General features: G+C 69.6%; 13 protein-coding genes. 8 read left to right on the forward strand and 5 right to left on the reverse strand.

Translation table 11 applies throughout. The annotated features are described in order from the left end of the window. The first annotated feature begins 80 nt into the window (after positions 1-80). The 4 genes from V2S05_RS10430 to V2S05_RS10445 all read left to right on the forward strand — a co-directional run bounded on the left by V2S05_RS10430 (position 81) and on the right by V2S05_RS10445 (position 5,103). Positions 81-1,433 (forward strand): quaternary amine ABC transporter ATP-binding protein, encoded by a 1,353-nt coding sequence (locus V2S05_RS10430; protein WP_413635116.1) that lies wholly within the window; start codon positions 81-83, stop codon positions 1,431-1,433. Continuing rightward, positions 1,433-2,359 (forward strand): ABC transporter permease, encoded by a 927-nt coding sequence (locus V2S05_RS10435; RefSeq protein ID WP_413635117.1) that lies wholly within the window; start codon positions 1,433-1,435, stop codon positions 2,357-2,359. Before V2S05_RS10430 ends, V2S05_RS10435 begins: the two co-directional genes overlap by 1 nt. 62 nt (positions 2,360-2,421) lie before the next feature. Further along, complete coding sequence (locus V2S05_RS10440) at positions 2,422-3,327, forward strand: glycine betaine ABC transporter substrate-binding protein (protein ID WP_413635118.1); 906 nt, start codon at positions 2,422-2,424, stop codon at positions 3,325-3,327. A gap of 258 nt (positions 3,328-3,585) precedes the next feature. Then, entirely contained in the window at positions 3,586-5,103 is a 1,518-nt protein-coding gene (locus V2S05_RS10445) for a lipase maturation factor family protein (RefSeq protein ID WP_413635119.1), read from the forward strand. A 335-nt stretch (positions 5,104-5,438) separates the two neighbouring features. Here the strand turns inward: V2S05_RS10445 and V2S05_RS10450 are convergent, their stop codons facing one another. The 3 genes from V2S05_RS10450 to V2S05_RS10460 all read right to left on the reverse strand — a co-directional run bounded on the left by V2S05_RS10450 (position 5,439) and on the right by V2S05_RS10460 (position 8,438). Next, positions 5,439-6,350 carry a Gfo/Idh/MocA family protein gene (locus V2S05_RS10450; RefSeq protein WP_413635120.1) on the reverse strand — a complete coding sequence of 304 codons (912 nt, stop codon included), beginning with the start codon at positions 6,348-6,350 and terminating at the stop codon, positions 5,439-5,441. Positions 6,351-6,594: 244 nt separating this feature from the next. Then, positions 6,595-7,443 (reverse strand): SMP-30/gluconolactonase/LRE family protein, encoded by an 849-nt coding sequence (locus tag V2S05_RS10455; RefSeq protein ID WP_413635121.1) that lies wholly within the window; start codon positions 7,441-7,443, stop codon positions 6,595-6,597. Beyond that, positions 7,440-8,438, reverse strand: coding sequence for a hypothetical protein (locus tag V2S05_RS10460; RefSeq protein WP_271638885.1), 999 nt, complete (start codon positions 8,436-8,438; stop codon positions 7,440-7,442). Before V2S05_RS10460 ends, V2S05_RS10455 begins: the two co-directional genes overlap by 4 nt. Positions 8,439-8,559: 121 nt before the next feature. On the opposite strand from V2S05_RS10460, the gene V2S05_RS10465 reads away from it, so the two are divergent. Genes V2S05_RS10465 through V2S05_RS10475 form a run of 3 tightly spaced genes read left to right on the forward strand, consistent with a single transcriptional unit; the run spans position 8,560 to position 10,713 of the window. Then, entirely contained in the window at positions 8,560-8,751 is a 192-nt protein-coding gene (locus tag V2S05_RS10465; RefSeq protein WP_413635270.1) for a hypothetical protein, read from the forward strand. Between the two features lies 1 nt (position 8,752). Next, positions 8,753-10,444 carry an FAD-dependent oxidoreductase gene (locus tag V2S05_RS10470; RefSeq protein WP_413635123.1) on the forward strand — a complete coding sequence of 564 codons (1,692 nt, stop codon included), beginning with the start codon at positions 8,753-8,755 and terminating at the stop codon, positions 10,442-10,444. Then, complete coding sequence (locus V2S05_RS10475) at positions 10,441-10,713, forward strand: metal-sensitive transcriptional regulator (RefSeq protein WP_413635125.1); 273 nt, start codon at positions 10,441-10,443, stop codon at positions 10,711-10,713. The genes V2S05_RS10470 and V2S05_RS10475 overlap by 4 nt, the downstream gene beginning before the upstream one ends. Before the next feature lie 343 nt (positions 10,714-11,056). Here the strand turns inward: V2S05_RS10475 and V2S05_RS10480 are convergent, their stop codons facing one another. Next, positions 11,057-11,404, reverse strand: coding sequence for a TraR/DksA family transcriptional regulator (locus V2S05_RS10480; protein WP_413635126.1), 348 nt, complete (start codon positions 11,402-11,404; stop codon positions 11,057-11,059). A gap of 439 nt (positions 11,405-11,843) precedes the next feature. Here V2S05_RS10480 and gnd point away from each other — a divergent pair, with 439 nt between their 5' ends. Next, complete coding sequence (gene gnd / locus V2S05_RS10485; protein ID WP_413635127.1) at positions 11,844-12,926, forward strand: phosphogluconate dehydrogenase (NAD(+)-dependent, decarboxylating); 1,083 nt, start codon at positions 11,844-11,846, stop codon at positions 12,924-12,926. An 88-nt stretch (positions 12,927-13,014) separates the two neighbouring features. On the opposite strand, the gene V2S05_RS10490 is transcribed toward gnd, so the two are convergent. After that, positions 13,015-13,209: a hypothetical protein gene (locus V2S05_RS10490; RefSeq protein WP_363382050.1), complete on the reverse strand. Its 195-nt coding sequence runs from the start codon at positions 13,207-13,209 to the stop codon at positions 13,015-13,017. Positions 13,210-13,279 lie beyond the last annotated feature (70 nt).

Consider the following 13,279-nt stretch of genomic DNA (forward strand, 5'->3'; position numbering starts at 1 on the left):
AAACGGCCTTGAGAACGTCACCCGGGCGTAACCGAAGCGGCCCGCCGAGACCCGAAGAATCGGTGGGCAACGGGGGAAACGTGTCCGAAACCGCTCTTGAAGCGCGCAATATCTACAAGGTCTTCGGTCGTAATCCGCAGCAGGCCGTGAAGCGTCTGAAGGCCGGTGAGACCCGCACCGAGGTGCAGGACGTCGGCACCGCAGCCGTCATCGACGCGAGCTTCACCGTGAACCGCGGTGAGATCTTCGTGATCATGGGTCTGTCGGGATCCGGCAAGTCCACCATCATCCGCATGCTCAACGGCCTGCACGACGCGACCGCGGGCGAGATCACGATCGGCGGAGACGCGATCACCGGCGTCCCGGGCTCCAAGCTGCGTGACATCCGCCGCGACCGCGTGTCGATGGTCTTCCAGCACTTCGCGCTGCTGCCGCATCGCACGGTCGCCGCGAATGTCGCCTATCCGCTCGAGCTGAAGGGCGTCGGAAAGACCGAGCGTCTGCGCAAGGCCGACGAGATCCTCGCCCTGGTGGGCCTCGACGGCTGGGGCGAGAAGCTGCCCAGCGAGCTCTCCGGTGGCATGCAGCAGCGCGTCGGCATCGCCCGCGCGCTCGCCGCCGACACCGACATCCTGCTCATGGATGAGGCGTTCAGCGCACTTGATCCGCTGATCCGCCGCGAGATGCAGGAGCAGCTGGTCGAGCTGCAGGCCAAGCTGCAGAAGACCATCGTCTTCATCACGCACGACCTCAACGAGGCGATGTTCCTCGGCGACCGCATCGCCGTCATGCGTGACGGCCGCATCGTGCAGATCGGCACGCCCGAAGACATCCTCACCGACCCGGCGAACGACTACGTCGAGCAGTTCGTGCAGGACGTCGACCGCGCTCGCGTGCTCACCGCCGCGAACGTCATGGAGCGTCCGCGCCCCGTCGTGGCCGAGTCGGCCGGTCCGCGCACGGCGCTGCGCCAGATGCGGGATGCCTACATGTCGGCGACCTACGTGGTCGGCCGCGACCGCAAGCTCGTCGGCATCGTGACCGACCGCGATGCCGTGAAGCTCGTCCGCAAGGGCGAGTCGTCGCTGGCATCCATCCTCAAGCCCGCACCGCAGGTGGTCGACGAGAACGAGGTGCTGATGAACCTGTTCATCCCCTCGGTCGAGTCGCCGCTGCCGCTCGCCGTGACCGACGGCGAGGGCCGCCTGACCGGCGTGATCCCCCGCGTCACCCTGCTCGCCGCCCTCGGCCCCGGCCCGGGGGCCACCGGCGAGCTGACCCTGCCGCTGAATCCGATGCCGCAGGCCGTGATCGACGAGGTGCTCGCCGAGGCCAGCTCGTTCACCGAAGCGGCCGCCGAGGCGGCCGACCCGGCTGTCGCCGACGCGACGGCCGGCACCGCTGACAACGCTGACACCGAGGAGGTGCGCTGATGGATTTCCGCATTCCGATCGGAACCTGGGTCGCCGGCATCGTCGACTGGGTCAAGGTCAATCTCGACGGCCTGCTCGACGGCGTCGCGTTCGTCTTCGGCTTCCTCGTCAACGGGCTCACTGCCGGTCTGCTGTCGGTGCATTTCCTCGCGATCATCGCGATCGCCGCGCTCATCGCGTGGCTGGTGCGCTCGTGGCAGCTCGCGATCGGCACCGCCGTCTCGCTGCTTCTGATCGTCGGCATGAACCTCTGGGTTCCCGCCATGCAGACCATGTCGCTGGTGCTCGTCGCGACGGTCGTCGCGGTGCTGATCGCGGTGCCGCTGGGCATCTGGTCGGCCCGCAACGCCACCGTGCGCGCGCTGCTGAAGCCCGTGCTCGACTTCATGCAGACGATGCCCGCCTTCGTCTACCTGATCCCGGCCATCGTGTTCTTCGGCATCGGCGTGGTGCCCGGCATGGTCGCGACGATCATCTTCGCGCTGCCCCCGGGCGTGCGACTCACCGAGCTCGGCATCCGCGGGGTCGACAGCGAGACCGTCGAGGCCGGCCAGGCGTTCGGCGCGAAGCCAGGGCAGATCCTGCGAGGCATCCAGCTGCCGCTCGCGATGCCGACCATCATGGCCGGCATCAACCAGGTCATCATGCTGGCCCTGTCGATGGCGGTCATCGCCGGAATGGCCGGCGCCGACGGCCTCGGCAAGATGGTCGTCGAGGCGATCTCGACGATCAACATCGCCAAGGGCGTCGAGGCAGGCCTCGGCGTCGTGCTGATCGCCGTCTTCCTCGACCGGGTCACCGCGGCCCTCGGCGCTCCGGCCGAGAACCACGCATCGCTGCTGGGCATCCTCGCCCGTCGCCGCGACGCGCGCCGCCGCGCCTCGGCATCCGTCGCCGTGCCGGATGCCGCACTGCAGCCGGCCTGATCGGCATCCCGAATCGCACTCACAACCCGCACTCACATACGGAACGCAAGAGAGAAGAGAACATGAAGAAGAAGCTCACAGCACTGCTCGCCCTCACCGCTGTCACCTCGCTCGCCCTGACCGGCTGCGCGTCGGGCGGTGCCGGAGGCACCGGAGGCACCGGTGACGCCGACGGCGGCTCGAAGGGCGACAAGGGCACCATCACGCTCGGCTTCCTGCCGTCGTGGACCGACGGCCTGAGCACCGCGTACCTGCTCGAGAACAAGCTCGAGGAGATCGGCTACGACGTCGAGATGAAGACCCTCACCGACGCCGGCCCGCTGTACACCGGTCTCGCGCAGGGCGACGTCGACATCTACCCGTCGGCCTGGCCCGAGCTGACCCACAAGAAGTACATGGACAAGTACGGCGACGACATCGAGGATCTGGGCACGTACTACGAGAACGCGAAGCTCACCATCGCGGTTCCCGAGTACTCCGAGCTCACCTCTATCGAGGACCTCAAGGGCAAGGCCGCGCAGTACGACGGCAAGATCATCGGCATCGAGCCGGGTGCCGGCCTCACCGAGCAGACGACGACCATGCTCGAGGAGACCGGTCTGAACAGCGAGTACGAGCTGGTCACCTCCTCGACAGCCGCCATGCTCACCGAGCTGAAGAAGGCGACCGACGCGAACGAAGACATCGTCGTCACGCTGTGGCGCCCGTTCTGGGCCAACGACGCGTTCCCCGTGAAGGACCTCGAAGACCCGAACGGCCTGATGGGCGAGGCCGAGGGCCTGCACTTCCTGGGCACGAAGGGCTTCGCCGAGAAGTACCCCGAGGCCGCCGAGCTGATCGAGAGCATCAAGCTCGACGACGAGCAGTACGGCTCGCTCGAGGACATGGTGGTGAACGAGTACGGCGAGGGCAAGGAGCGCGAGGCCGTCAAGGCGTGGCTCGAGGAGAACCCCGACGTCATCAAGTGACCCGGCGACGGGCTCGCCGGCGTCCGCCGGTGCGGCGGTCAGCTGGTGAGCCGGTTAGCTGGTGAGCCGGTTGGCCGGTTACAAAACGGGGGCCGACACTCCAGATGTCGGACGGATCCACGCGTTCTGTCCGACGGGTGGAGTGTCGGCCCCCGTTTCGTAACGTCAGGGCGGGCTTTCGGATGCCGATGTCGGCCCCGTTTCGTCTCGCAGCGCAACCCCCTGCATCCACCCCCGCCTCGGGCGTAGCCTGCGGATATGGACGGGTTCGCAGCCGTCGACTTCGGCTTCGCCCGCGAGGTTCTGCAACGGGGCATCGCGGCGCTCTACCTGGTCGCGTTCCTCTCGACGCTGAACCAGTTCCGTCCGCTGCTCGGCGAGCGCGGCCTGCTGCCGGTGCCGGATCTGATCGCGTGGGTGACGTCGTCACCCGCGAGACGCCGGATGCTGCATCCGACGCTCTTCACGCGCATCCGCTACACCGACCGACGCCTGGTCGCGCTGTGCTGGACCGGCATGATCATCGCCGCCGCTCTCGTGATCGGCATCCCGCAGCTCGCCCCGCCGTGGGTGCCGATGCTCTGCTTCCTAGCGCTGTGGTTCGGTTACCTCTCGATCACCAGTGTGGGTCAGACGTTCTACGGGTTCGGGTGGGAGATGCTGCTCGTCGAGGCGGGATTCCTCGCGGCGTTCCTCGGCTCGCGTGATCAGCCGCCGCCCACCGTGATTATCGTGCTGTTCTGGTGGCTGGTGTTCCGGCTGGAGTTCGGTGCCGGCATGATCAAGATCCGCGGCGGTCGGGAGTGGCGCGATCTCACCGCGCTGATGTACCACCACGAGACGCAGCCGATGCCCGGGCCGCTCAGCCGCCAGGCGCACCTGCTGCCGCGGTGGTTCCACAAGGGCGAGGTGCTCGGCAACCACTTCGCTCAGCTGGTGGTGCCGTTCTTCCTGTTCGTGCCGCTCGCGACGCTGTTCACCCCGGATGCGGTCGACGCGATCCTGCTGATGATCGGCGCGATCGCCGCGGCGATCGTCATCTTCACCCAGCTCTGGCTCGTGCTCACCGGCAACTTCGCCTGGCTGAACTGGGCGACGATCGTGCTCGCGTTCTCGGGCGTCGGCTCGGCCTGGGCGCCCTCCTGGGTCGCTGCCCCGTCTTGGGCCGCTGCGTCCCGCCGGGGACCTGAGCCTGCCGACGGGCCGAACGGAATCCCTCTCTATTGGGTCATCCTCACCTCGGTGGTCGGTCTCGTGCTGATCGTGCTCAGCTGGCCGGCGCTGCGCAATCTGTTCGCCCGCCGCCAGCTGATGAACGCGAGCTTCAACCGGTGGCAGCTCGGCAACGCCTATGGCGCGTTCGGCACGGTGACGAAGCAGCGCATCGAGTACGTCGTGGAGGGAACCACGGATGTCGATCCGGATGCCGCGGACTGGCGCGAGTATGAGTTCAAGGGCAAGCCCGGCGCCCTGCGCCGGATCCCACGGCAGTTCGCGCCGTACCACCTGCGGCTCGACTGGCTGATGTGGTTTCTGCCGCTGGGCCGCTCGCTCGACGACTGGTTCACGGTGTTCCTCGTGCGTCTTCTCGAGGCCGACCGACCGACACTGCGGATGCTGCGTCGCGATCCGTTCGACGGCGAGCGACCAGCGTGGGTGCGCGTCGTCTCGTATCGCTACCGCTTCGCGACCCGCGCCGAGCACCGCGATGCGGGTGTCGTCTGGGTTCGTGACCGGCGACACATCCTGGTGCGTCCGCTCGGCTTCGGCCGCTGAGGGCACCAGACCCCCGTCCCGAACGTGCCGAGATGCCCGCATCCGGCCCACGTCGGACCCACGGTGCCGATTCGCCGGTGCACTTCGGGGGCCGACACTCCACATGTCGGACGCTTTCGCGGCATCCGTCCGACATCTGGCGTGTCGGCCCCCAGAACGTAACGGGGTCCCGGTGCAGGCGCGGGCTTCGCAGGCCGGGCTCCGGGTTGGCTCCGGCCCCAGGCCGGGCCAGCTGCCTCTCGCGGCCCGGTTGCCTCCCGCAGGCCGGTGTCTCTCGCGGCCCGGCTGCCTCTCGCGGCCCGCCGCCTCCCGCGGGCCGGCTGTCGCCGGGGCGGTCAGAACATGATCGGGCGCTTTCCCGCGAGTGATGCATACGCGGCATCCACCACGGCGACCGCCGCCAGTCCGTCGGCGGGGGTGACACGCGCCTCACCCCCGGTACGGATGGCTTCGGCGAAGTCCGCGAGCTGAGCGCGATACGGATCGGCACCGGCGGGGTCGAGGTCGGTGTCGAAACGCAGGATGCCCTCGGAACCGGCCACCTCGACCATCGACCGGAACGGCGTGCCCGGCTCGAGCCAGTCGGCGCGCAGGTGGCTGATCGCCCCGTTCGCATGCGTGAGGGTGACGTGCGCCGAGACCGGAGGCGAGACCCGATCGCCGACCGCGGGTGGGTCCTGCGTCGCCGAGACCTCGACGACGGATCCGGCCAGCCACAGCGCTTGGTCGATGTCGTGGATCATCAGGTCGCGGATGACTCCGCCGCCGGCATCCTCGGCGTAGAACCATGCCGAATCGGGGGCCGCGACCGTGCGGCGGAACGTGAGCTCGGTGAGCGTGCCGATCGTGCCGACGAGGTCGTGCAGGTCGCGGTATCCCTCGAAGTACCGCACGACGTGCGCGGGGAACAGGCGCATTCCAGCCCGATCGGCGGCGTCGATGATCTTCTGGGCGTCCGCGGTGCTGCCAGCGAGGGGCTTCTCGCACACGACGTCCCGTCCGCGGGCGAAGGCGGCGCGGGCGATGTCGAGGTGCGTCGACGTGGGGCTGATGATGTCGACGACGTCGACCGCGTCGATCAGCTCGTCGAGACCGCCGATGACCCGGATGCCGTAGCGGCCGGCCAGCACATCGGCATCCGTCCTCCGCAGGATCGCGACCTCGGCGCCCAGGGCCAGCCAGCCCTCGATGTGCATCGGCGCGATGCCGCCCGCCCCGACGATCCCCACCCGCAGCGTGCTCTCCATGGCCCGACTCTACGCCGGGCCCCTGCCCGGCCGTTCTCCGCGGCCCCTCCTGCCGCCGCGAGCCGCCGTCCCCGTTCCGCCGACACCCCCATTTGGCGCCGAGACCCCCACCTGCGGGCGCCCCTAGCTGGGGGTGTCGATGCGAAGTGGGGGTGTCGATGCGGAGTGGGGGTGTCAATGCGGAGTGGGGGTGTCGATGCGGAGTGGGGGTGTCGATGCGGAGTGGGGGTGTCGGCGACCCGCTTCAGCCGGCGAAGGGGAGGGTGGGCAGGCCGCGGATGCCGAGATCGACCGCGAACAGCGACCCGGCCTCGGTGCCGTGATCGGGGTCGAGGCCCTGTGCCGAGGTGGTGATGAACAGGGTGCTCAGCCCGTGCCCGCCGAAGGTGCAGGCGCTCACCTGCGGCACCGGCAGCCGGATGCTCTCGATCAGCGCACCTGAGCTGTCGTATCCGTGCACGGCCGACCCTCCCCAGAGAGCCACCCACACGCTGCCGTCAGCGGCGACGCAGAGCCCGTCGGGGGCCCCGGCATCGGAGGGGATCGACACGAACGGGCGCCGGTTCACGAGGTCGCCGTCCGACACGTCGAACACGTCGACTCGGCCGGTCGCCGTGTCGGCGTAGTACGCGTGCGAGCCCTCGGAGGTGAACGCGATTCCGTTCGAGATGCCGACCTCGGGCAGCACGACGCTGATCGACAGGTCCGCGTCGATCCGGCGCAGCGAGCCCCGCCCCGGCGCGGAGTCGTACGCCATCGAGCCGGCGAGCAGTCGGCCGTGGGGGTCGCAGCATCCGTCGTTCATCCGCACACCGCGGTCGTCACCGAGTTGCGCGACCGCACGCGCCTCGCCGTCGGCCTCGTCAGCGAGGTAGAGCGTGCGCGCGCCGACGGCGACGAAGCCGCCGTCACGCCGGGGCCGCACGAAGGCCATGAACTCGTCGTCGACGTGCTGGCGCGTCACGCCGTCGTCGCGCAGGGTGAGCAGATCGCCCGCGGCCCCGTCGACCCACCGCAGCCCGCCCCAGGCGGCAGCCCAGACCGGCCCCTCGGCGTGACCGGCGATCGGGCCGGTGACGTTCTCAACCCTCACCGCTCCTCCCTGGGCAGCGGCATGCGCTCGGGCTCGGGGGATGGCTCCGGCGAAGGAGCGGGTCTGCGCGTACCGGACGCAGGTGCATCGGTCGTCGGCGCGGCAGTCGCCGTGCCGCTCGCGGATGCATCGGTCGTGGGCGCACCAGTCGCCGTGCCGCTCGCGGATGCATCGGTCGTCGGCGCACCTGACGCATCCGCACCGGCGACATCTGCGGCAGCCGGCGCACCGATCGAAGCCGCGGCGGCAGCGGGCGCACCCGCCGTCGATCCCGACCCGAGCTGCCCCGCGACCTTCTGCTCGAGCACCTCCACCGCCTCGTCCGAGAGCAGAATCAGTCCGTCGAGCTCCTCGCGCACGCGCTTGTATGCGAGGTTGCGCTCCGCCTGCGTGGCGGCGTCGTCGAGGGCGACGGTGAGCAGGTGCCGCGCGCGGTCGAGGCGCTTGCGCTCCATTTCGCTGAAGTTCGCGTCGCGCAGGCGCCGGGCATCGCGCTCGGCGATGTCGAAGGCGACGGCGTAATCTCCCACTGCGTCGACGTATTCGGCGATCTCCCCCTCGCTGAGCTTGGCGTCGGCTGAGGCGGGTCGCAGGGTGTCGGCGATCTTCTTCGCCCGCAGGAACGCGGCGGTCAGGGGCTGGCGCCCATCGCTCATCGCCGGAAAGGCGATGAGCTTCGCGACGTCGAGCTCGTAGTCGAGCCATCGCGCGGTGATCTCGTCGTGCTCGCTGAAGAGCCGCTCGAGCAGCTGCACGGTCGAGGCGCGCTCTTCGGCGGCGGCGTCGCGCACCTGCTTCCGCGTCTGCTGCGGCGCGATCCCGCGGGCGGCGAGCTGGGCAGCCTTGATCTCGCCCTTCAGGCGCAGCGTCTCGAGGCGTCGCTCGTGGCGGCGCTTCGACGCGCGCTCCCACGACTTGCCGATGCCGCCGGCGATGCCCATCAGCGGGAAGGCCAGCCACCAGTAGTGGCCGAGCCACGTCAACACGTCGTTCATGATGTTGCCAGCCTACTTCTGCACCTCACGCGGGCGAGGGTGCATTCCGGCGCACTCAGGGCGCATTCCGGCGCACTCAGCGCGCATACAGTTATACCCCCAGGGGTATCGGTTACGATCTATGCATACCCGAACCGAGGAGTGCGAGATGTGCCGAGCAGTGACCTGCCGAACCTGTGGCAAGACGACGTGGGCCGGCTGCGGCCAGCACGTCGACAGCGTGATGGCCGGAGTGCCGTCGAGCGACCGGTGCCGGGGGCACGAGAGCGAGCCGCGCACGGGCTTCTTCGCGAAGCTGTTCGGACGCAGCTGACGTGCGCGTCGTCATCATCGGAGGGGTCGCCGGCGGGATGTCGGCCGCGACCCGGCTGCGCCGACTCGACGAGCACGCCGAGATCATCGTCGTCGAGCAGGGCGAGCACGTCAGCTTCGCCAACTGCGGGCTGCCGTACTACGTCGGCGGCGTGATCGCCGAGCGTGAGTCGCTGCTGCTGCAGACTCCCGAATCGCTGCGCGCCCGGTTCGCCCTCGACGTGCGCACCGGGTCCGAGGCCGTCGCGATCGATCGGGATGCCCGCACCGTCAGCATCCGCGATGTGCACACCGGCACGGTCGTCGACGAGCCGTACGACCACGTCGTGCTCGCGACCGGCGCTGCCTCACGCGACGTGTTCGAGCAGACGCTGGGCGGCCCCGTCGTCTCGACCCTGCGCACGATCGACGACGTCGACCGCATCACGCTCGCCCTCGCGAACCTCCCCGACGCGGGCCGCGCGGTCGTCGTCGGGGGCGGATTCATCGGGATCGAGGCGGTCGAGAACCTCGTCCACCGCGGCCTCGCCGTCACCCTCGTGCAGCACGGCCCGCACCCGCTCAGCCCCCTTGACGTCGAGATGGCCGCGCTCGTCGTCGACGAGCTGCAGGCGCACGGCGTCGACCTGCGGCTGCGCGCATCGGTCGAGTCGATGGATGCCGAGGGCGTCCACCTCGACGACGGCACCACGGTCGCCGCCGACATCGTCATCGATGCGCGGGGTGTGCGCCCTGCGGCATCCCTCGCAGTCTCCGCCGGGCTCGTTACGGGACCGACCGGCGGGATCGCGGTTGACGCGCTGCAGCGCACCAGCGACCCGCGCATCTTCGCCGTCGGCGACGGTGTCGAGAAGGTCGACGCCGTCTCGGCCGAGCCGACGCTGGTCACGATGGCCGGTCTTGCCAACAGGCACGGCCGCACGGCCGCCGATGCGATCGCCGCTGACGCGGGGCTGCTCGACGCGCACCCGGCCGACGCGCTGCCCGCGCTCGGCACGGCGATCGTCGGCGTTTTCGACCTCGCCGTCGCGATGACGGGGTGGAGCGAGAAGCGACTGCGGGATGCCGCTCGTGCCCACCGCGTGATCCACGCCCACCCTGCCGATCACGCCGGGTACTACCCGGGCGCCGAGCGGCTGACCATGAAGCTGCTGGTCGATCCGTCGACCGACCTCATCCTCGGCGCGCAGGTCGTCGGGCGTCGCGGCGTCGACAAGCGCATCGATGTGATCGCGACGGCCATGCAGGCCGGCCTCACGGCGTCGCAGCTGAGCAGGCTCGAGCTGGCGTACGCGCCGCAGTTCGGCTCGGCGAAGGATCCGGTGAACATGCTCGGCTACATCGCCGACAACGCGGCGACCGGACTCACCGACGGGGTGCAGTGGCACGATCTCTCGGCTGCGGTGGTTTCCGGTGCCACGGTGCTCGACGTGCGCAGCGCCGGGGAGCACGCTGCCGGGGCGATTCCCGGCAGCGTGAACATCTCGGTCGACGAGCTGCGGAGCAGGCTCGACGAGCTGCCCGCCGGCGAGCTGATCGTGCACTGCCAAGTCGGACAGCGAGGGCACACCGCCGTACGGCTGCTGCGTCAGCACGGACGCGAGGCACGCAACCTCGACGGCGGGTATCTCACCTGGGCTGCGGGCACCCGGATGCTCGCGGCAGATCGCACTCTCGAGAAGGAGACGGTATGAGCACTGCACCCGATGACGAGATCCGCAAGGTCGTCAACCGCCTCAAGCGCGCCCGCGGGCAGTTGAGCGCCGTGATCGACGCGATGGAGACGGATGCCGACTGCCGTGACGTCGTCATCCAGCTCGCCGCCGTGGGCAAGGCCATCGATCGCGCCGGCTTCGCCGTGATCAGCACGGCGCTCAAGCACTGCGTGATCGACGGCGACGACGCCGAGGACGGCGCCCCCAGCATGGCGGAGATCGAGAAGCTGTTCCTCACCCTCGCCTGACGCGGGCGGTTGCGGTCACCTCCCGAGCCGAAGCGGGCGTGCGTCGGTCACGTTTCGGGGGCCGACACGTGCCGCGCGGATTCGTTACGTTTCGGGGGCCGACTCGTGCCGTGCGGATTCGTTACGTTTCGGGGGCCGACTCGTGCCGTGCGGACTCGTTACGTTTCGGGGGCCGACACGCCAGATGTCGGACGTGTTCACGGGATCCGTCCGACATCTGGAGTGTCGGCCCCCGTTTCGTCTCGTCCTTTTTTCGTGGTGGCTGGTCTCGCCACGCGGCGGGCGAGGCTGCACGCGGGCGCGCGCACCGGAATCACCCGCGTCCCGGTCAACCGCGTCCCGCTCACCCGAGCTTTTCGGCGCACGGCACGCACAGTCGCGCGAAGGGGCGCACCTCGAGCCGCCCCTCGGGGATGGGCCGGCCGCAGTTCGCGCAGATGCCGTAGTCGCCGGCATCCCACCGCGCCAGCGCATCGTCGTACTGCCGCACCTCGTCGGCCGCAGCATCCGCCAGCGCCGACAGCCGCGACCATTCCGACGACAGCGTCACACCCTCAGGATCGTGCTCGTCGTCGTCGTTCGACCCCTGACGGTCGTGCACGAGCTCGGCCAGGGCGGATGCCGCGTGCTCGGCGCGCGCGACCGCATCCGCCCGCTGCGCGGCGAGCGACTCACGACTGACCCCGGCCATCCCGCCACCCTAGCCCTGGTTCGGCCGTCGTCGGCCGGGAGCCGAATGTCGGCTTAGGTGTGCGGATGCCTGTCATTCGGCTCCTCCCGACGCGTCGCGACCCGGCCCTGGTTTGGCGGGCGTCGTCGCCGGGAGCCGAATGTCGGGTAAGGGGTGCCGATGCCCGGCATCCGGCTCCTCCCGACGGTCGCGCTCCCGCTCCGATGCGCTACCGCCCCCGCTCCGGTTCGGTGGACGCCGGCCGGGAGCCGAACGTCGGTCAACGGCTGCGGATACCCGGCATTCGGCTCCTCCCGAGGCGCTGCCGCTCTCCGGGCCGAGCCCGACGCCGCCGACCCGCACCGCGACGGCGAAGGATGCCACATCCGCACGAGCCTCGCACAGGCCTTGCCACCTCCGGGAGGGTGCGTGACGATGGGAAAGCCAATCGACGGGAGACATGATGCAGCTGGGAATGATCGGACTCGGACGCATGGGCGCCAACATCGTGCGCCGACTGATGCGGGACGGACACGAATGCGTCGGGTTCGACGTCAACCAGGAGGCCGTCAAGGCGCTCGAGGCGGACGGCGCGACGGGAGCCGCCGACCTGCAGGACTTCGTGTCGAAGCTGCAGACGCCGCGCGTGATCTGGCTGATGGTGCCGGCCGGACTCACCGGCTCGATTCTCGAGCAGGTCGCCGACCTGCTCGACGAGGGCGACATCGTCATCGACGGTGGCAACTCCAACTACCGCGACGACGTGCGTCGCGCGGCCGCGATGCGCGAGCGCGGCATCGAGTACGTCGACGCCGGCACGAGCGGCGGCGTGTTCGGTCTCGAGCGCGGGTACTGCCTCATGGTCGGCGGATCGGATGCCGCAGTGCAGCACATCGAGCCGCTGCTGAAGACCATCGCCCCGGGCGTCGGCGAGATCGAACGCACGCCAGGACGCACCGGCGACCTCGCGCCGGAAGAGCAGGGCTACCTGCACTGCGGTCCCGCGGGGGCCGGCCACTTCGTGAAGATGGTGCACAACGGCATCGAGTACGGCATCATGGCCGCGATCGCCGAGGGCCTGAACCTGCTCGAGAACGCCGACGCGGGTGTGCGCGAGGCCGAGCACTCGGCCGAGGTCGCACCTCTAGAAGAGCCGGAGTTCTACCAGTTCCCCATCGACACCGCGAAGGTCACCGAGCTGTGGCGCCGCGGGTCGGTGATCTCGTCGTGGCTGCTCGACCTCACCGCGACCGCACTGAACGAGAACCCCACGCTGCACGATCTCGCCGGCCGTGTCTCAGACTCGGGCGAGGGACGCTGGACGGTCAAGGCCGCGGTCGACGTGGGTGTGCCCGTGCCCGTGCTCTCGTCTGCCCTGTTCGAGCGCTTCGCCTCGCGCGGGGAGGACCACTTCGCGAACCAGGTGCTCTCGGCGATGCGGCTGCAGTTCGGCGGGCACAAGGAGCTTCCCGCCGGTGACGTTCTCGAGGCCGGTGGCCGCAAGTCGGAGTCGAACGACCGCGGGCAGTCTGACAGCGCGTGATCGACCCCGGCGCTCATTGAAGACGTCGGTCGAGAGGATCTCTCGACCGACGTCTTCGTGATGTGCGGGAGTGGCGTCCCGTTCGACTTCAGGCGAATCGGTCTCCGTCTTCCGCTGCCCCTTCTTCGTCGGCGTGCTCGCGCACGGCTGCGTCGTCGACCTGGGCGGGCGGTGTGTCCTGCAGATAGGTGCGGTCGTCGTTCGGGTCGCCGGTGCCGTCGTCCATGCCGTTCTCGAGCAGTTCCTCGTCGGTCGGCTCGTGTGCCGGTGTGCTGTCGCTCATACTCACTCCTTCAATCGGTGGAGTCCACGATCGGCGTGCTCTGCGAGGGAGTCGAGAGGCTTGACAGCCC

Source organism: Microbacterium sp. OR16 (genome assembly GCF_047306725.1).
Taxonomy (GTDB): domain Bacteria; phylum Actinomycetota; class Actinomycetes; order Actinomycetales; family Microbacteriaceae; genus Microbacterium.

Coding starts and splice junctions, on each gene's coding strand:
- V2S05_RS10435 (WP_413635117.1), top strand. CDS start 1,433: ATGGATTTCCGCATTCCGATCGGAACCTGGGTCGCCGGCATCGTCGAC.
- V2S05_RS10440 (WP_413635118.1), top strand. CDS start 2,422: ATGAAGAAGAAGCTCACAGCACTGCTCGCCCTCACCGCTGTCACCTCG.
- V2S05_RS10445 (WP_413635119.1), top strand. CDS start 3,586: ATGGACGGGTTCGCAGCCGTCGACTTCGGCTTCGCCCGCGAGGTTCTG.
- V2S05_RS10450 (WP_413635120.1), bottom strand. CDS start 6,350: ATGGAGAGCACGCTGCGGGTGGGGATCGTCGGGGCGGGCGGCATCGCG.
- V2S05_RS10460 (WP_271638885.1), bottom strand. CDS start 8,438: ATGAACGACGTGTTGACGTGGCTCGGCCACTACTGGTGGCTGGCCTTC.
- V2S05_RS10465 (WP_413635270.1), top strand. CDS start 8,560: ATGCATACCCGAACCGAGGAGTGCGAGATGTGCCGAGCAGTGACCTGC.
- V2S05_RS10475 (WP_413635125.1), top strand. CDS start 10,441: ATGAGCACTGCACCCGATGACGAGATCCGCAAGGTCGTCAACCGCCTC.
- V2S05_RS10480 (WP_413635126.1), bottom strand. CDS start 11,404: ATGGCCGGGGTCAGTCGTGAGTCGCTCGCCGCGCAGCGGGCGGATGCG.
- gnd (WP_413635127.1), top strand. CDS start 11,844: ATGATGCAGCTGGGAATGATCGGACTCGGACGCATGGGCGCCAACATC.
- V2S05_RS10490 (WP_363382050.1), bottom strand. CDS start 13,209: ATGAGCGACAGCACACCGGCACACGAGCCGACCGACGAGGAACTGCTC.